This window comes from Mesorhizobium sp. P2_B5 (genome assembly GCF_056404775.1).
On sequence record NZ_JBFUDJ010000005.1, the window covers coordinates 328,072 to 346,466 of the forward strand.

The 18,395-nt window shown below is 63.1% G+C and carries 17 protein-coding genes; 5 read left to right on the plus strand and 12 right to left on the minus strand.

The features are described from left to right. The first annotated feature begins 55 nt into the window (after positions 1–55). Positions 56–2,203 (plus strand): polyribonucleotide nucleotidyltransferase, encoded by a 2,148-nt coding sequence (gene pnp / locus AC1D1N_RS19450; RefSeq protein WP_112566388.1) that lies wholly within the window; start codon positions 56–58, stop codon positions 2,201–2,203. A 90-nt stretch (positions 2,204–2,293) separates the two neighbouring features. Then, positions 2,294–3,307, plus strand: coding sequence for a class I SAM-dependent methyltransferase (locus tag AC1D1N_RS19455; RefSeq protein WP_477350429.1), 1,014 nt, complete (start codon positions 2,294–2,296; stop codon positions 3,305–3,307). 31 nt (positions 3,308–3,338) lie between these two features. Here AC1D1N_RS19455 and AC1D1N_RS19460 read toward each other — a convergent pair whose 3' ends face one another. The 4 genes from AC1D1N_RS19460 to fabA form a co-directional block, all read right to left on the minus strand. Continuing rightward, positions 3,339–4,892, minus strand: a complete 1,554-nt coding sequence (locus AC1D1N_RS19460) for a putative bifunctional diguanylate cyclase/phosphodiesterase (RefSeq protein WP_477350431.1) — start codon at positions 4,890–4,892, stop codon at positions 3,339–3,341. 304 nt (positions 4,893–5,196) lie between these two features. Next, positions 5,197–6,009, minus strand: coding sequence for an enoyl-ACP reductase FabI (gene fabI / locus AC1D1N_RS19465; RefSeq protein WP_112566379.1), 813 nt, complete (start codon positions 6,007–6,009; stop codon positions 5,197–5,199). Positions 6,010–6,040: 31 nt separating this feature from the next. Next, entirely contained in the window at positions 6,041–7,261 is a 1,221-nt protein-coding gene (gene fabB, locus AC1D1N_RS19470) for a beta-ketoacyl-ACP synthase I (protein ID WP_477350433.1), read from the minus strand. A gap of 124 nt (positions 7,262–7,385) precedes the next feature. Continuing rightward, complete coding sequence (fabA, locus tag AC1D1N_RS19475) at positions 7,386–7,901, minus strand: 3-hydroxyacyl-[acyl-carrier-protein] dehydratase FabA (RefSeq protein WP_023669566.1); 516 nt, start codon at positions 7,899–7,901, stop codon at positions 7,386–7,388. Positions 7,902–8,143: 242 nt separating this feature from the next. Here fabA and irrA point away from each other — a divergent pair, with 242 nt between their 5' ends. Both irrA and AC1D1N_RS19485 read left to right on the plus strand, forming a co-directional pair. Continuing rightward, positions 8,144–8,575: an iron response transcriptional regulator IrrA gene (gene irrA, locus AC1D1N_RS19480; RefSeq protein ID WP_436257959.1), complete on the plus strand. Its 432-nt coding sequence runs from the start codon at positions 8,144–8,146 to the stop codon at positions 8,573–8,575. 11 nt (positions 8,576–8,586) lie between these two features. Further along, the gene (locus AC1D1N_RS19485) at positions 8,587–8,946 is read left to right on the plus strand and encodes a DUF4260 domain-containing protein (RefSeq protein WP_112560545.1); all 360 of its coding nucleotides are present in this window, start codon (positions 8,587–8,589) and stop codon (positions 8,944–8,946) included. Positions 8,947–8,964: 18 nt separating this feature from the next. Here the strand turns inward: AC1D1N_RS19485 and AC1D1N_RS19490 are convergent, their stop codons facing one another. Further along, positions 8,965–9,522, minus strand: a complete 558-nt coding sequence (locus tag AC1D1N_RS19490) for an SH3 domain-containing protein (protein ID WP_436257960.1) — start codon at positions 9,520–9,522, stop codon at positions 8,965–8,967. Positions 9,523–9,679: 157 nt separating this feature from the next. Between AC1D1N_RS19490 and AC1D1N_RS19495 the strand changes: the two genes are divergently transcribed. Continuing rightward, entirely contained in the window at positions 9,680–10,681 is a 1,002-nt protein-coding gene (locus tag AC1D1N_RS19495) for a 2-hydroxyacid dehydrogenase (protein WP_112560544.1), read from the plus strand. Between the two features lie 12 nt (positions 10,682–10,693). Here the strand turns inward: AC1D1N_RS19495 and AC1D1N_RS19500 are convergent, their stop codons facing one another. The 7 genes from AC1D1N_RS19500 to dnaA form a co-directional block, all read right to left on the minus strand. Beyond that, the gene (locus AC1D1N_RS19500; protein WP_477350436.1) at positions 10,694–11,107 is read right to left on the minus strand and encodes an aconitase X swivel domain-containing protein; all 414 of its coding nucleotides are present in this window, start codon (positions 11,105–11,107) and stop codon (positions 10,694–10,696) included. Further along, a complete protein-coding gene (locus tag AC1D1N_RS19505; RefSeq protein WP_477350438.1) occupies positions 11,104–12,357 on the minus strand; it encodes an aconitase X in 1,254 nt (417 codons plus the stop codon). Before AC1D1N_RS19505 ends, AC1D1N_RS19500 begins: the two co-directional genes overlap by 4 nt. Next, positions 12,354–12,842 carry a GNAT family N-acetyltransferase gene (locus AC1D1N_RS19510; protein ID WP_477350440.1) on the minus strand — a complete coding sequence of 163 codons (489 nt, stop codon included), beginning with the start codon at positions 12,840–12,842 and terminating at the stop codon, positions 12,354–12,356. Before AC1D1N_RS19510 ends, AC1D1N_RS19505 begins: the two co-directional genes overlap by 4 nt. Positions 12,843–12,846: 4 nt before the next feature. After that, on the minus strand, positions 12,847–13,602 hold the full coding sequence (locus tag AC1D1N_RS19515; protein ID WP_436257964.1) for a molybdopterin-synthase adenylyltransferase MoeB: 756 nt from the start codon (positions 13,600–13,602) through the stop codon (positions 12,847–12,849). A 31-nt stretch (positions 13,603–13,633) separates the two neighbouring features. After that, positions 13,634–14,779, minus strand: a complete 1,146-nt coding sequence (gene recF, locus AC1D1N_RS19520) for a DNA replication/repair protein RecF (protein WP_436257965.1) — start codon at positions 14,777–14,779, stop codon at positions 13,634–13,636. 59 nt (positions 14,780–14,838) lie between these two features. Continuing rightward, positions 14,839–15,957: a DNA polymerase III subunit beta gene (gene dnaN / locus AC1D1N_RS19525; RefSeq protein ID WP_023669575.1), complete on the minus strand. Its 1,119-nt coding sequence runs from the start codon at positions 15,955–15,957 to the stop codon at positions 14,839–14,841. Between the two features lie 301 nt (positions 15,958–16,258). Beyond that, a complete protein-coding gene (dnaA, locus tag AC1D1N_RS19530; RefSeq protein WP_142868389.1) occupies positions 16,259–17,803 on the minus strand; it encodes a chromosomal replication initiator protein DnaA in 1,545 nt (514 codons plus the stop codon). Positions 17,804–18,395: the final 592 nt, after the last annotated feature.

The window sequence follows — 18,395 nt, forward strand, 5'->3', positions numbered from 1 at the left end:
GGGCATCCGCGCACCGAGAAACGGCGCGGCCCTTTCCGCTTATTAAGGACAAGACATGTTCAATCACCACAAAGTGGAAATCGAATGGGGCGGTCGCCCGCTCATCCTGGAAACCGGCAAGATCGCGCGTCAGGCTGACGGCGCGGTGCTCGCGACCTACGGCGAAACCAAGGTTCTCGCCACCGTCGTTTCGATGAAGGAGCCGAAGCCGGGTCTCGATTTCTTCCCGCTGACCGTCAACTACCAGGAAAAGACCTACGCCGCCGGCAAGATCCCGGGCGGCTACTTCAAGCGCGAAGGCCGTCCGAGCGAAAAGGAAACGCTGGTTTCCCGTCTCATCGACCGCCCGATCCGCCCGCTCTTCGCCGACGGCTACAAGAACGACACCCAGATTGTCGTCACCGTCGTCCAGCATGACCTCGAAAACGATCCGGACATCCTGTCGATCGTTGCCACCTCGGCCGCTCTGACGCTCTCGGGCGTCCCCTTCATGGGCCCGGTCGGCGGCGCCCGCGTCGGCTACATCAACGGCGAATATGTGCTCAACCCGCATGTCGACGAGATGCAGGAATCCAAGCTCGACCTCGTTGTCGCCGGCACCGCCGACGCCGTTCTGATGGTCGAGTCCGAAGCCAAGGAACTCGGCGAAGAGCTGATGCTCGGCGCCGTCATGTTCGGCCACAAGGGCTTTCAGCCGGTCATCGACGCCATCATCAAGCTGGCCGAAGTTGCCGCCAAGGAGCCGCGCGATTTCACCGCGCCGGATTATTCCGCGCTTGAAGCCGAGATGCTGAAGATCGTCGGCGACGAACTCAGCAATGCCTATAAGAATGTCGACAAGCAAAAGCGCTACGCCGCCGTCGACGCCGTCAAGGCGAAGGTCAAGGCAGCGTTTGCCCCGGCCGAAGGCGAAGACGCCAAGTACACCTCGGAGCAGATCGGTTCGGTGTTCAAGGAACTCCAGGCCAAGGTCGTGCGCTGGAACATCCTCGACACCGGCTCGCGCATCGACGGCCGTGACCTCAAGACGGTCCGCAAGATCGTCTCCGAAGTCGGCGTTTTGCCGCGCACCCACGGTTCGGCGCTGTTTACCCGCGGCGAGACCCAGGCGCTGGTTGTTGCCACGCTGGGCACCGGCGAGGACGAGCAGTACGTCGATTCGCTGACCGGCATGTACAAGGAGAAGTTCCTCCTTCACTACAACTTCCCTCCCTACTCGGTCGGTGAGACCGGCCGCATGGGTTCGCCGGGTCGCCGCGAAATCGGCCACGGCAAGCTCGCCTGGCGCGCCATCCGTCCGATGCTGCCCTCCGCTGACCAGTTCCCCTATACGCTGCGTGTCGTCTCGGAGATCACCGAGTCCAACGGCTCGTCGTCGATGGCCACCGTCTGCGGCACTTCGCTGGCGCTGATGGATGCCGGCGTGCCGCTGGCCAAGCCCGTCGCCGGTATCGCCATGGGCCTGATCAAGGAAGGCGAGCGCTTCGCGGTTCTCTCCGACATCCTGGGTGACGAAGATCACCTCGGCGACATGGACTTCAAGGTCGCCGGCACCGCCAACGGCATCACCTCGCTGCAGATGGACATCAAGATCGAGGGTATCACCGAGGAGATCATGAAGATCGCGCTGGACCAGGCCAAGGATGGCCGCCAGCATATCCTCGGCGAGATGGCGCATGCTCTGACCGGCGCCCGCCCGGAACTCGGTGAGTTCGCGCCGCGCATCGAGGTCATGCACATCCCGACCGACAAGATCCGCGATGTAATCGGCTCGGGCGGCAAGGTCATCCGCGAGATCGTCGAGAAGACTGGCGCCAAGATCAACATCGAGGATGACGGCACGGTCAAGATCGCTTCGTCGAACGCCAAGGAGATCGAGGCGGCCAAGAAGTGGATCCACACCATCGTCGCCGAGCCGGAAGTCGGCGAGATCTACGAAGGCACGGTCGTCAAGACCGCCGACTTCGGCGCTTTCGTCAACTTCTTCGGTCCGCGTGACGGCCTCGTCCACATCTCGCAGCTTGCCAACGACCGGGTCGCCAAGACCTCGGACGTCGTCAAGGAAGGCGACAAGGTCTGGGTCAAGCTGATGGGCTTCGACGAGCGCGGCAAGGTCCGCCTGTCGATGAAGGTCGTCGACCAGGCCACCGGCAAGGAAATCGTCCGCGACAAGAAGGCCGAAGGCGAAGAAAACGCCGCCTGAGCGGCCTGATAGTGAAATTGAAACGGGCGCGGCATAGGTCGCGCCCGTTTTCGTTTAAGACCCGGTTTGTTTCAGGCATGAGATCGAAGAATGGCCGCTGAGCCGCTGAGGACACTGTTCCATCCCTTCGAGGCCGAGGCGCTGCCTCTGCCGCAAAAGGGCGAATGTGTGCTGTTCCTCGGCGCCGAGCCCGGCTTCCGCCTGCCGGGAGGTTTTGAGGCGGCGCTTCACCTCGTGCAGGGCTTCCGGCCGCATTTCCGCGCGCTGGAGCGTGCCGGCAACACGGTGACGCCGCGTCCGGAAGGCGATGCATTCGATGCAGCGCTCGTCCTCGTTGGCCGCCATCGCGGCCAGAACGAAATGCGCATTGCCGAGGCGATCGAATGCGTCGCCCCTGGCGGGCTGATCGTTGTCGCCGGCGGCAAGGAGGACGGCATCGACAGCCTGCGCAAGCGGATCGACGAGCTTGTGCCGCTCGAAGGCCATCTGCCGAAACATCACGGCATTGCCTTCTGGCTTCGCCGTCCTGTCGATCTGGTCGCCGCGGAAAAACTCCGGATCGCCAACCCTGTCGCGCTGATCGATGGCCGCTTCCGCACCGCGCCCGGCATGTTTTCCTTCGATCGTATCGACGCCGGTTCAAAACTTCTGGTCGACAACCTGCCCAAAGACCTGCGTGGCAAGATCGCCGATTTCTGCGCCGGCTGGGGCTATGTCGCTGCCGAGATTGCGGCAAGTTCACCCGGCATAACCGGGCTCGACCTCTACGAGGCGGATTTCGACGCGCTTGAGGCGGCCAAAAACAATATCGGCAACATAGGCTTCGAGCCGGGCTTCTTCTGGATCGATCTGCTGAGCGAGCCGGTCGAGCGGCGCTATGACGCCATTGTCATGAATCCGCCCTTCCATCGCAGCCGGGCGGCCGAGCCGGAAATCGGCGCCGGCATGATCCAGGCGGCGGGCAAGGCGCTGAAGCCGGGCGGGCGGCTGTTCATCGTGGCCAACCGCCAGCTGCCTTACGAGCCGGTTCTGAAGGCCGCGTTCTCCAGCCACACCGAAATCACCCGCGATGGCATGTTCAAGGTCTTTGCCGCGCGTCGATAGGACAACTTCCGGAAAGGCGCGTAGCGCCGCCTCAATGCATGCTGACGATGCGCGCCGGCTCGTGGACGGGAATGGTCGCTCTGATCTCGCCGGGCTTGATCTTGAGCGGCGCCGGCCTGCCGAACAGATAGCCTTGCACCATCTCGCAGCCGGCTGCTCTCAAGAGCGTCGCCTGGTTCTCGGTCTCGACGCCTTCGGCGATAATGCCGACACCAAGCGCCCGGGACAGGCCGACGATGGTGGAGACGACAGCACCCGAATTGGAATCGGTGTCCATGCGGCTGATGAAGGAGCGGTCGATCTTCAGCTTGCCGAAGGCGAAGTCGATCAGATAGCTCAGATTGGAATAGCCGGTGCCGAAATCGTCGACGGCCACCGAAATGCCCATGTCGGCAAGCTGCTGCAGGATGATGGCGGCGCGGTCGCGGTCCTGCATCATCGCCGTCTCGGTCAGTTCGAGCTCCAGCCGTGACGGCTTGATGCCTGTGCTGGCCATCGTGTCGCGCACGATACCAACGAAATCCTTGGTCATGAACTGGACCGGCGAGATGTTGACGGCAACAAAGCAGTCCTCGGGCAAATGGCGGGCATCGCTGCAGGCCTTGTGCAGCACCCAATTGCCGATCGGGTGGATCATGCCGGTCTCTTCGGCGATCGGAATGAACTCCATCGGCGGGATCATGCCCCGCTCGGGATGTTTCCAGCGGATCAGCGCCTCGTAGCCGACGATGCGGCCGCTCGGCAGGTCGAGCTGCGGCTGGTAGTGGAGGTCGAAATCGCCGCGGTCGAAGGCAATGTGCAGCTCGGATTCGATCCAATGGCGGTAATCGGCTACCTGGCCCATGTCGGAATGGAAGACCGCCCAGTTGCCCACTCCGCCGGCGCGCGCATTCTGCAGCGCCAGGTTGGAGCGGCGCAGGACGAGGACCGGATCGACGCCGTCCTTCGGCATCGCCACGATACCCATCGACAGGCCGACCGATTGCAGGTGGGAATCAAGCTGGTAGGGCTTCAGCATCTCCTCGATCAGGGTTTCGACAGTGGCTTCCATCGATCCCTGCATCTCATGTTCCGAGACGAGGATGGCGAACTCGCCGGCGCCGATGCGCCCCATCACCGTGCCTTCAGGCATGCAAGCCCTCAGTCGCTTGGTGAAGGCGCGGATCAGTTCGTCGCCATCGCTGTAGCCGATCGCGTCGTTGATCTGCTTGAAGCGGTCGATGTCGATGTCGATGAGGAACACCGGCTCGCCGGTCTTGATCGTCGCCGACGCCGCGTCGGCAATCTTGCCGACCATGGCCGGCCGCGCCAAAAGCCCGGTCAGCTTGTCGAACTGGGTTTCGTTGAAGACGTAGTCCACCGATTCATCGACGCCGGCAAAGAACGAGAGTGCAGCGCCGGCAGCGGCCAGCGCGCACAAAGCCGATGCGATGCCGACCATGGTTCCCGCCTGCATGCCGGCAAAGCCGTCACCGAAACCGAACCGGAGACCCCAGAGTCCGAGAACGAAGCTGCCAAGGCCCGAGGCGGCGACGGTGAGCAGCCGGAACACAGGTGTTCGCTTCGGGTTGCTGACAGCAGGCATTACTCAGTCCCTGTTGCATGATCCCAAAAATCAACTCGACTTTCCGGAAAGATCACACGCGAATTCATAGATCCTAAAGCATCCTTTGCGCCCAGCAAGAACGCGCAGTGCCCTAGCCGTAGGAGGTATAACAGGTATCTCCTTAAAATGAGTTTCTACCAATGCATCTAATTTTACTGGAAGAACTGGAGCATGATTGCGAAAGGTGGTCTCAGCTTTTCTCGGACAAACGGGAGCCGTTTGTCCGGAGATCATGCTTAACCAAAAGAGATAGAGCCCCGATTTCATCGGGATGGAACAGGCTCTAATCGCGTCCGCTGTCGGTCTGCTTCAATTCATCCAGCGTCGGCATGGACACGATGTGATAGCCGGAATCGACATAATGGATCTCGCCGGTCACGCCTGACGAGAGGTCGGACAAAAGATAGAGCGCCGAGCCGCCGACCTCATCGATGGTCACCGTGCGGCGCAGCGGCGAGTTGCGCTGCTGGTAGGAATACATGTGCCGCGCGTCCGAAATCCCTGCGCCGGCCAGCGTACGTACCGGCCCCGCCGATATGCCGTTCACCCTGATGCCGCGCGGGCCGTAATCATTGGCGAGATAACGCACGCTGGCCTCGAGCCCGGCCTTGGCGACGCCCATGACGTTGTAGTTCGGCATCACGCGGACGGAGCCGGCATAGGTCAGCGTGATCATCGCGCCGCCATCGCTCATCAGAGCGGCGGCATGCCTGGCGATCTCGGTAAAGGAATAGCAGGAGATCACCATGGTGCGGACGAAATTGTCGCGGCTGGTGTCGGCGTAGAGCCCCTTGAGTTCGTTCTTGTCGGAAAAGCCGATGGCGTGGACGACGAAGTCGAGCCCGCCCCATTCCTTGCCGAGCGTCTCGAAGGTGGCCGCGACTGATGCGCTATCCTCGACGTCGCAGGGCACGACCAGCGACGCCCCGAGCTTCTCGGCGAGCGGCTTGACGCGGCGTCCGAAGGCATCGCCCTGATAGGTGAAGGCGAGCTCCGCCCCGTGTTCGGACAATTTCTTGGCGATGCCCCAGGCGATCGAATGATCGTTGGCGACGCCCATGACAAGCCCGCGCTTGCCCTTCATCAGTCCGTCCATGGCCGGCAATCCTTATATAAAAGCGCTGGCCTTATGCGAAATAGCGCTGGAAAACGAGCGTTGCGTTGGTGCCACCGAAACCGAACGAATTGGACAAAACCGTGTCGACCCTGGCGTCATCGATACGCTTGCGCACGATCGGCATGCCCTCGAATTCCGGATCGAGGTTTTCGATATGGGCGCTTTCGCCGATGAAGCCGCCTTGCATCATCAGGATCGAGTAGATCGATTCCTGCACACCGGCGGCGCCCAGCGAATGGCCGGTCAGCGACTTGGTCGAGGTGATGAACGGCATCTTGTCGCCGAACACCTCGCGGATGGCGGCCATTTCCCGGGAATCGCCGACCGGCGTCGAGGTGCCGTGGGTGTTGATGTAGTCGACCGGCGTAGACACCGTCGCCAGCGCCTGGCGCATGCAGCGCACCGCGCCTTCGCCGGACGGCGCCACCATGTCATAGCCATCCGACGTCGCGCCGTAGCCGACGATCTCGGCATAGATCTTGGCGCCCCGCGCCTTGGCGTGTTCGAGTTCCTCCAGGATGAGGACGCCCGCGCCGCCGGCGATGACGAAACCGTCGCGATTGGCGTCGTACGCACGGGACGCCGTTGACGCCTTGTCGTTATACTTCGACGACATCGCGCCCATGGCGTCGAACAGGTCCGACATCGTCCAGTCGAGGTCTTCATGGCCGCCGGCAAACATCACATCCTGCTTGCCCCATTGGATCAGCTCGTAGGCATTGCCGATGCAATGCGCGGAGGTCGAGCACGCCGACGAGATCGAATAATTGACGCCGTGGATCTTGAACCAGGTGGCGAGCGTCGCCGATGCGGTTGACGACATCGCCTTCGGCACCGCGAAAGGACCGATGCGCTTGGGGCTGTTGTTCTTGAGTGTGATCTCGGCCGCCTCGACGATGGTACGGGTGGACGGACCGCCCGATCCCATGACGATGCCGGTGCGCTCATTGGTGATGTCGCTTTCGCCAAGGCCGGCGTCGGCGATGGCCTGGTCCATGGCGACATGGTTCCAGGCTGCACCCTGGCTCAGGAAGCGCATGGCACGACGGTCGATCATGGCCGACGGGTCAAGCGTCGGCGCGCCCCAGACCTGGCAGCGGAAGCCGTGTTCGGCGAAGGAATCGGAGAAGCTGATGCCGGATTTGGCATCGTAGAGCGAGGATTGCACCTCATTGGCATTGTTGCCGATCGACGATACGATGCCGAGGCCTGTGACGACGACCCTTCTCATTCGCAACTCCTTCCAGCGGATGATCCCGAAACCGTAGCCGGTTTTGGCCGGCGATCATACGCAAAATCAAAATGCTGCAGCGTCATTGCGCGTTCCGGGAAACGCCCTGCTGCAGTGGCGCCGGTCAGGCGGCCGATTGCTTGGACAGCCCCACCTTGAGGTCTGTCGCCGCGTATATGGGTTCGCCGTCGGCCTTAAGCCAGCCATCGGCGATGCCGAGCACCAGGCGCCCGCGCATGACGCGCTTGAAATCAATGCCGTATTCGACCTTCTTGACCGATGGCGTCACCATGCCCTTGAATTTCACTTCGCCGGTCGACAGCGCCATGCCCTTGCCGGGTTCGCCGAGCCAGCCGAGGTAGAACCCCGTCAATTGCCACATGGCGTCGAGGCCGAGGCACCCCGGCATGATCGGATTGCCGATGAAATGGCAGGCGAAGAACCACAGGTCCGGCTTGATGTCGAATTCGGCGCGGATGAAGCCCTTGTCGTGGGCGCCGCCGGTCTCGCTGATCTCGGTTATGCGGTCGAACATCAGCATCGGCGGGTAGGGCAACTGGGCGTTGCCGGGCCCGAACAGCTCGCCGCGGGCACAGGCCAGCAATTCCTCGTAACCGTAGCTGGATTTCGAACCCGCCATCAATCTCGTCCCCATAACAGTCCCGGGCGGTGGGCGCCCTTGTCGTTGGTTTCCTAACACAATCCATTTCGAGCCGGAAACCGGCGTTTGCGCTTAACCCGCCCGTCTGCCCGGGTCAATGCGCGCTATTGATCGCATTCGGCCAACAGAATATATGTCGAGAGGTGTCCAGTTTCGGTCGATGACGTTTTTTCGCCACTCTGGGGGTGTCTTGAGGCGGAACTGTGGGCTTGGACGAATAGATGGATCTGGGCTGCCGGAAGGAAAATGTCGCTGTGGACAAGCGGGTTCGCGAAGCCGGCCTAAGGCCGACGCGCCAGCGCATTGCGCTGGCCGATCTGCTTTTTGCCAAAGGCGACCGCCACCTTTCGGCCGAGGAACTGCATGAGGAGGCGATCGCCGCCGGCGTGCCGGTCTCGCTTGCCACCGTCTACAACGCCCTTCACCAGTTCACCCAGGCCGGCATGCTGCGCATCCTCGCGGTCGAGGGGTCGAAGACCTATTTCGACACCAACACCTCCGATCACCATCATTTCTACATCGAAGGCGAAAACAGGATTTTCGACATCGAAAGCGGTCCGGTGACCGTCTCCAACCTGCCGGAGCCACCCGCGGGCATGGAGATCGCCAATGTCGACATCGTGGTGCGGCTGCGCCCGAAGCGCGGCGCCTGAATAGCACATCAATGAAACCGGTCGATCTGGTGATCCGGCTCGAATGGGCCGCCGTCGCAGTGGTGGGCATCGTCCTTTACGCGCTGTCGGGTACTTCCTGGTGGCTGTTTGCCCTGCTCATCCTGGCGCCCGACCTGTCGATGCTGGGCTATCTCGCCGGGCCGCGCGTTGGCGCCGTCGCTTACAATGCTTTGCATATCCTGATTGTCCCGCTTTTCCTGGCGCTCGCCGGATACGTCCTGGCCAATTCGATGGCGACGGCAATCGGGCTGATCTGGATTATCCACATCGCGGTCGACCGTGCTCTCGGCTACGGTTTGAAATTGTCGAGCGGCTTCCAGGATACCCATCTCGGCCGCATCGGCCGCTAGCCGGCCCTTCCAGCAATCTCAGTTCTTGACGTGCTCGCCGGGATAGGCGCCCCAGACCTGCGACTGGGCGATCCAGCCGGTGTGGCCGTCGAAGGTCATTTCGCACCACTGGCCATCGCAGGTTCTGATCGTGCCCGTCACGCCCGGCTCGATGATGGCGACGACGCTGGCGTCCTTGTCCGCATCGTCGAGCAGATTGATTCGGCCACCCTTGCTGCGCTGCCAGGGGGCGACGATCGCCGTGCGGCGGCCCGACAGCAGCGACTGGTTGATCCAGCCCTCCGAACCGTCGGCATCGCGCACGCGTCGCCACGTATCGAATTCCTGGATGATTTCCATCGGCAGCCCGGCCTTTGTGTACATCCAGTCGACGGAATAGTTAGCGCCCGGGCCGACGCGTGAGTTGACGCGGGCTGATTTCAGGCTGACGAAACGCGGCAGCGGCAGGCCGCTCGGCCCAAGCGTCACCGTCTGCGCAGGTGCGGCAGCACCTTGCGCCGCGGCTTGCGGGGAATGCAGGAGAGCGCCGAGAAGCGCTGCGCTGAGGACCAGGCGAAGCGACGCGAAACCAGACACTTTCGTTCCTTTCGGCGCCTGCCCTTTGGCCATGGCGCCCCTTTTTCTTTGTCTTCGGCGGCACCGCTTGTTACAGGAGTGGCAGGCACCGCGACCGGTATTCAGTTTCGCCTGTCTTGGTTAAAGAGGTCTCAACGAGATCGGGTTCGAGGAAACAATGGCAGGCAAAAAACGGCCCCTCGTCGTCATCACGCGCAAGCTCCCTGATCCGGTCGAGACCCGCATGCGCGAACTCTTCGACGCCAGGCTGAATGTCGAGGACAGGCCGATGACGCAGCCGGAGCTGGTCGCGGCGGTCAAGGAAGCGGACGTGCTGGTGCCGACCATAACCGACCAGATCGATGCGGCGCTGATCGCCCAGGCCGGCGACAATCTCAAGCTGATCGCCAATTTCGGCAATGGTGTCGACAAGATCGACGTGGAGGCGGCAGCCAAGAAAGGCATCACCGTCACCAACACGCCGAACGTGCTCACCGAAGACACCGCCGATATGACCATGGCGCTGATGCTGGCGGTGCCGCGTCGGCTGGCGGAAGGCGCCAATGTCCTGACCAGCGACAAGAAATGGGCCGGCTGGTCGCCGACCTGGATGCTCGGGCGGCGCATCTGGGGCAAGCGCCTCGGCATTGTCGGCATGGGCCGCATCGGAACCGCGGTCGCCAGGCGCGCCAAGGCCTTCGGCCTGTCGATCCACTACCACAACCGCCATCGCGTGCTGCCGGCGGTCGAGGAAGGGCTGGAGGCGACCTATTGGGAAAGCCTCGACCAGATGCTTGCCCGCATGGACATTATCTCGGTCAATTGTCCGTCGACGCCAGCCACCTTTCATTTGCTGTCAGCGCGGCGGCTGGCGCTGCTGCAACCCACCGCTTACATCGTAAACACCGCGCGCGGCGACATCATCGACGAGGAGTCTCTGGTCAAGCTGATCCAGGACGGCAAGATCGCCGGCGCGGGCCTCGACGTCTACGAGCACGAGCCGGCGCTGAACTCGAAGCTGCTGAAGCTCGCCGCCAAGAACAAGGTGGTGCTGTTGCCGCATATGGGCTCGGCGACGCTCGAAGGCCGCATCGACATGGGCGAGAGGGTGATCATCAATATACGCGCCTTCTTCGACGGCCACCGTCCGCCGGACCGCGTGCTGCCGCTCAGGACCTGAAGTCGACGGCGTTCAGATGGCGGTTGTAAGAGCGCCGTCGTCAGCGACGCTCACCCGCTTTCCACGGTAGGCCGCGAACGCATCGCGCTCCAGCCTGAGCGCCACCGGCGTCCGCCAGCCCATTTCCCTGCCAACAATCAACCCGAGCAGCAGGATCGCGTCCGGTTCGTGCAGCACGAGCGCCGCCGGCGCATGGCCGTTGTGGACGAGTTCCATCAGCACGGCGGAGGCGGAGGACGAACCGATCGTGCCTGGCAGGAACAGCACGCGGCCGGCAATGGTCTCGCCATGCTGCGGGTGGCGGACATCGGCGATGCGGCCGCTCAGCGGATCGACGCCGCCCCAGAAGCTGATAGGCGCGGTCAGCACCAGCGCCTCGCCTTCGCCGGCACGACCCGGCACCAGGATTTCGGCCAAGGCGCTCATGCGGCAATATCCGTAAAGTGCGGCTTACCGATGACGGCGCTTTCCACGCAGTCGGCCAGCGATCCGTAAAGCACGGCGTAGCCGGTATTGCCCGGCGCGTATTGCGCGAACTTTCCCGAATTGGTCATCAGCACGCCGCCGGCAAGCTCCGGCAGGATCGGCGTCACCACAACACAAGTGTCGGCGACGATGACCACGCCGCTCCCCTCGAGTGTCTTGCGCTGGCCGTTCCGTTCGAGCGTCGTGAGCACATGGCGGCCGGTGCAGGCATAAATCGGCACGCTAAGCCGCCGCCCAGCGATCAACCGCTCCAGCGCATCGAATTCGGCCGAAGACAAATGCGGACTGCCGATCGCCACCGCATCGATGGCGGTTTGCGTCAGTGCGGTGGACAGGCCGACGCGGGCCTTCGCGACCATTTCCGACGTGACGCGGATCACCGTTTCCGGCTTGCCGCCGGCCAGGACGGTCTCGGCGTCGGGTGCCTCAGGTGTCACGCCGGCAATGTGGAAGAGCCCGACCGCTCCCGATGATGCCGCCGCCGCGCCGAAGGCTTTCAGCGCGTCCTCGCCGGGATGGTGGGATACGCCGGTGACGACGCCGACGGCATTGCCCACCTCGCGGCCATAGAGACTGCCCAGCACCGGCCAGACGATCTCCGAACCGAGGAACGAGGCGGAGAGGCCTGAAACATCGAACACCAGCCGCGCCTGCCGGTTCTCGACGCGGTGCAAGCCGTAATCCGGCGCCCGGCCCGATATGGCGCAGGCGATGTCGAGGAAGTCGCCATAACGGTTGGTGCGCGCGCCGAGCACCGAATTGCAGAAGACCACGGCGTTGGATTCACCCCAGGCGACGTCGCTGCCCTGGGCTGGCCTGTGGCCGGCCTGATAGGGCGCGCAGGTCCAGCTCTGCTCGCAGCCCAGCTTGCGGTAGGCCTCCATCATCCGCCGCGCCATGCCGCGCGCCGGCTCTTCGAGGCGCACGCGCGAGCAGCCCATCAAATCGAGTGCGCCGACATTGAGCGTCGAGCGCACGGCAACGCGCGCGCCGCCTTCGACCAGCCTTTCGGCAAACAGCGTGCCGGAATCGCCATGATAGAGCGCGCCGTCAATATGCGCCGAGGCGATCGGGATCAGCCGCGGCGCGCCAAGCAGCGCAGCGCTTTCGGCAACGATGCGCATTGCCATCGCCGCCCCGTCATGGCCGGCGGCGACTGCTTGCTCCTGCGCGCTGAGGGCGAGGCTCACTTGAGCTCCTTGCGCATGGTGATGGAAGTCGGCCGGTCATAGCCCTGATGCGCGGTGCGCGCGATTTCGTGAAAGCCGAGACGGGCAAAGGTCGCGTGATTTGCCGTAAGTTCGATCCGTGTCTGAAGTTCGATGGCTGGCTTGTTGCGGCCGCGGGCAAAATCCTCGACAGCCTGTATCAGTCGCCTGCCGATGCCTTGCCCCTGAAATTCAGCTTCGACGGCGAGCTTGCCGACATAGAAATCGGCGGACCTCTCCAGCGCGAAAACGCAACCGGCGATCCGGCCATCCTGCAGCGCCAGGAATACCGTCTCCTGGCCGGCCTTGTCCCGGAGGCTTTCAGTGCTCAGCAGATGGGCCGAGGAAGGTGGATCGATGACGCCGTCCATCGGCGCAAAGGCCCGCATGATCAGGCCACGTAGTTCGTCCCAGCACTCGAAGCCGGGGGCAAGCTGCGTGACCAAAACGCCGATGGAGCGATCCATACGGTCAGCTTCTCTTGTAGCGGATCGTATCGAAGCGCGCCGACAGCGCATCGTAAAGCAGCAGCCGGCCGACCAGCGGCTCGCCGATACCGGTGATCAGCTTGATCACTTCCATCGCCTGCAGCGTGCCGATGACGCCGGTCAGCGCGCCGATGACGCCGGCCACCGCGCAGGACGGCACCAACCCTTCCGGCGGCGCCTCGGGAAAGAGGTCGCGATAGCTTGGGTTAGGTTTGCCGTCCGCGCCGGTATCGAACGGCATCAGCACCGTCACCGAGCCGTCGAAGCGGCCGACGGCGGCGTGCACCAGCGGCCGCTTTTCCGCCGCGCAGGCATCGGCCACGACATAGCGCGTCTCGAAATTGTCGGAGCCGTCGACGACGATGTCGTAGCGCGCAATGAGGGCAGCGGCGTTCTCGGCCGTCAGCCTGAATTCGTGCTGTTCGACAGCGACATGGGGATTGATACGGGCGATCGCCGCCTTGGCGCTTCCGGTCTTTGCGGTGCCGACCGTGTCGGTGGCATGGATCACCTGCCGCTGCAAATTGGACAGCGAGACGATGTCGTCGTCGACAATACCGAGCGTGCCGACGCCGGCGGCAGCAAGATACTCCAGCACCGGCGCGCCGAGCCCGCCGGCGCCGATGACCAGCACCCGCGCCCGCTTCAGCCTCTGCTGGCCGGCGCCGCCGATCTCAGGCAGCACGATGTGGCGGGCGTAACGTTCAAGCTCTTCGTCGGTGAGGGCGGCAGGGGTCATTGCCGGACCATATAGTGAGAGGAAAATCTTGTCAGGGGGCTTCGGTTGGCCCAACCGTGCCGTGGTCGACCGTGAGGAATTGCGCGCGTCCTCTAAGGCTGGAAAACAGCGAGGCGTCGGTTCCGGTCATGAAGGCCTGGCAGTTCAGCTCTTCCAGGATCGAGAACAGTGCGGCGCGCCGGCCGGCGTCGAGATGGGCGGCGATCTCGTCGAGCAGCAGGATCGGCGTCATCCCCGACATCTCGCCGGTCAGCCTCGCATGCGACAGCACGATGCCGACCAGCAGCGCCTTCTGCTCGCCGGTCGAGCAGAGTTCGGCCGGCATCGCCTTGGGGCGGTGGCGCACGAGAAGATCCGAACGGTGCGGGCCGTCCAGTGTGCGTCCGGCAGCGCGGTCGCGCTCGCGGCCTTCGGCGAGGGCGGCGCGATAGCGTTCCTCGACGTCGACCGCTGGCGAAGAGGCCACATCGCTTTCCAGGTCGCCGAACAGGCTGATGTCGGCCTGCGGAAACGGCCCGCTGCTGGGCAGCCTGTCGATCATGGCGGCGAGCAGGCGCACCAGTTCGGCGCGCGCCGCGGCAATCGCCACGCCGGTCTCGGCCATCTGCATCTCGATGGCATCGAACCAGGCGCTGTCGCGCGAGCCTTCCGTAAGCAATCGGTTACGCCCGCGCATCGCCTTCTCATAGTCGAGCGCGCGCTGGCCGTGGCCGGGATCGATCGCCAGCACCATCCGGTCGAGAAAGCGGCGGCGGTCGGCGGCAGGTCCCGGGAACAGGCCGTCCATGGCCGGCGTCAGCCAGACGACGCGCAGCCATTCGAGCATGGCATCGGCCGAACGCGCCGGCGCGCCATTGATGCGCACCTTGCGGCCGCCCTCACCGGCCGCTTCGCCCCCGGTGATTCCGGTGCCGATCTCGACCTGGCCCTCCGGTCCGTCGAGCCTTGCATGCAGCGCAAAGCCGCCATCGCCGCTCTCGCGGGCCACGTCGGCATAGGGCGCGCGGCGCAGGCCGCGGCCCGGCGTCAGCAGGGAGATGGCTTCCAGCAGATTGGTCTTGCCAGCGCCATTGTCGCCGGAAAACACCACGGCGCCCGGAGAAAAGCCGATCGACAACGCCGCATAGTTGCGGAAGTTCGTAAGTGTAAGCTTACTTATATGGCTTTGCTGGGGCAACCGCTATCCGCCTGTAGAAGTCGCCTCAGCCGTCACGCCGAAGGTTTGCCGCAGCGCGGCTACACCCGCATCGGCATCAGCACGTAGAGCGCGGTTTCGTCGGCCATGTCGTGGATCAGTGTCGGCGAACCGGCATCGGCCAGCATGAATTTCGCTTCCGTGCCGGTCAACTGGGCGGCGACGTCGAGCAGATATTTGGCGTTGAAGCCGATCTCGATCGGGTCGGACGAATAGTCGGCGGCCAGCTCCTCGGTGGCGCTGCCCGAATCCGGATTGTTGACAGCAAGCGTCACCTGGCCCTCGGTGATTGAAAGCTTCACTGCGCGGCCGCGTTCGGAGGAAATGGTCGAGACACGGTCGACGGCGGCGGCAAAACTCTGGCGATCAATGATCAGCTTCTTGTCGTTGCCGGTCGGAATGACCCGCTGATAGTCCGGGAAGGTGCCGTCGATCAGCTTCGAGGTCAAAACCACGCTGCCGATGGTGAAGCGGATCTTGGTGTCGGACAATTCGGTGGTGACAGCGACATCCGGATCATCAACCAGCTTCTGCAGCTCACTGACCGTCTTGCGCGGAATGATGATGCCCGGCATGCCTTCGGAACCCGCCGGGGCGTCGATCTCTGCGCGCGCCAGGCGGTGGCCGTCGGTTGCAACGGAGCGCAGCTTCAGCTTGCCGCCGGTCTCATGCGTGTGCAGGTAGATGCCGTTCAGATAGTAGCGCGTCTCCTCGGTGGAGATGGCGAACTGCGTCTTCTCGATCAGGCCTCTCAAGGCGACGGAATCGAGGCGGAAGATATGTGAGAACGACCCGGCCGAAAGCTCGGGGAAATCGGACTGCGGCAGGCATTGCAGACGAAAGCTCGAGCGCCCCGACGTCACCGTCATGGCATTGCCGTCCTCGTCGGTCTTCAGCATCACCTCGGCGCCGTCGGCCAGTTTGCGCACGATGTCGTAGAGCAGGTGCGCCGGAACCGTCGTCGCCCCGCCGCGCTCGACCTTGGCGGGTGTCGCTTCGGTCACTTCGAGGTCGAGGTCGGTGGCTTTCATTTCAAGGCTGGCGCCCTCGGCGCTGAGCAGCACGTTCGACAGGATCGGTATGGTGTTGCGCCGTTCGACCACGCGATGAACATGGTTGAGCGACTTCAGGAGATTTGACCGTTCCAGGATAACACGCATGACGAAACAGGCTCGCTTGAATGAATGAACGGGTCACCAGTGGGCGGCGCCCCGCGAAAGGTCTGAACAGGCTCAGAATCTATGCAAACTGACAGGAAAAAGCGGTTAAACGCAAGCCCGCGCCACCGGTTCGCGCCGGTTACGCGGGCTTTCTGGGGATAAAGCGGGCAATGGCCGCCAACCTATGCATGTCGCCCAAAAGTGCGCAGCGGTTTTGGGACAACGACATGCATCAAAACAAGAAATTTAAAGCGCGCCGACCGAATACTCTAAACCCGGCGCGCTCTGTTTGCCTCGCCGCTCAGGCCTGGTCGTTGATCAGCCTGCGCAACAGTTCCAGCTCCTGCGCCAGCGTATTGTCGACGCCGGAAAGGTCCTCGATCTTTCGCACGGCATGCAGCACCGTGGTGTGATCGCGACCGCCGAAACGCCTGCCGATCTCCGGCAGCGAACGCGGCGTCATCACCTTCGACAGGTACATGGCGACCTGCCGCGGCTTGACGATGGTGCGCGTGCGCCGGTTGGACAGAAGTTCGGTCTTCGACACATTGTAATGGCGCGCCACAATGCGCTGGATGTCCTCGATGCGCACCCGCTTCGGCTCGCCTGAGCGATAGATGTGGCCGAGGATTTCGTCGATGCGGTCGATGGTGATCGCCGGCTCGAATGACTGACGGAACAGCAGCTGGTTGAACGCGCCTTCCAGTTCACGCCCGCTGCCGGTCACGGTGCGGGCGACATGGTTGAGGATCTCCTCCGAAATATTGAGCGACGCATCGTCGACCTTGGCTGTGGCAAGCCGCAGCTTGAGCATGCCGATGCGCATGGCGAAATCCGGCGCCGACATTTCGAGCGCGACACCGCCATTGAGGCGCGAGCGCACGCGCGGCTCCAGCGATTCCAGTTCCGACGGCGGCCTGTCGGCTGCAACCACCACCTGCTTGGCGCTGTCGAGCAGCATGTTGATGAGATGGCAGAATTCATGCTGGATCGACTTGCCCTGCAGGAACTGCATGTCGTCGATGATCAACAGGTCGATGTCGCGCAGCTGTTCCTTCAGCGTCAGCGCATTGTTATCGCGGATCGCGGTGGCGAAGCGCCACATGAAATATTCGGCCGTGAGGTAGACGACGCGCGATTTCGGATTCTGCTTCAGCGACTCGGCCGCGATAGCCTGCAAAAGGTGGGTCTTGCCGAGGCCGACGGTGGCATGGAGGAACAGCGGATTGAAGCGAACCGCGCTCGACTGCGATTCCGCCACGGCTTTGGCGGCAGCGAAGGCCACCCGGTTCGACGGGCCTTCAATAAAGGAGCCAAACGTGTAGCGCGGGTCGAGCGGCGACCCCAGCACATTGTGCCGGAACTCGGCCTCGATCGGCGTGCCGGGGCGAGGGGCGGGCGCCCGCTCCACCCGGCCTGGACCCGCCGTGCCGGCCGCCAATGCCGTTTGAGTCTGCTTGGTCATCTTGCGCGCAGGCACGGCTTCGGGCTCGACGCCATTGCGGGCCGGACGGGTCGCGGTGCGCACGACGATCTCGATTTTCAGGACCTCGGGATCTTCGTGCTTCCACAGATCGGCGATGAGATCGAGATAGTGACCATTGATCCACGAGCGCAGGAAGGCCGTGGGCACAGAGATGCGTACAATGCCCCGGGAAGCCTCCGCCACCTTCATCCGCCCGAACCAGCTCGAATAGACCTCGGTTCCCAGACGCGCCTTCAACTGGGCCTTGACCCGGTCGAACTTCTGTTCCGCGTCGCTGGAAGCCGCCATGTCGTGCGCTCCGACCAATGTTCCAGGAAATGGCAGGTCGCCCGTAAGCTCCCGCTCGATGCCGCTCTGCATGATTGTGCGTCCCTTGTTCTTCTGTACCTTTTTTCCGCCGGGGATGCGCCTCCTGCACCCATGTTTCCGACGACCGTATCTTCGCTACAACACCACCACCGCCGCCGGCGAATGACGTTGCCTCGTCAGCAAGGGATCGATCCTGGCTGCTTAAAGCCAGTCCGTCTGACATGTTCGGGCAAAGCGACACCACCCAGCGAAAACGCCGGTGCGCCATCGACCTGCCATGTACAAATTACGCCAGTCCCCTACCGCATCGAACAGACAAACCATACCCGTTCGCGGAATTGATCCGCGTCATGAATTCTGCCACTGTGAGCTGGCCGATTCAGGCTGGGTTATGGGCTAATGGCCCGTCCCTTTCGATAGATCGACATTACCGAAATCGCTGTGGATAGGGCAAGGCCACGTCTAACGGATTTTTAAGGAATCTGGTTACTGATGAAGGGTTCGGGTCCCGTCCTGGAACCGTAGATTTTGACAAAGCCATTGTGATTCAAACCCTTTTGCCGCGAATATGAAAATGGCTGTGCGGTTTGAAATTTTCTGAAATAATTCGCTTGACACCAACTTGCCGCCTGTCGCCCACAGG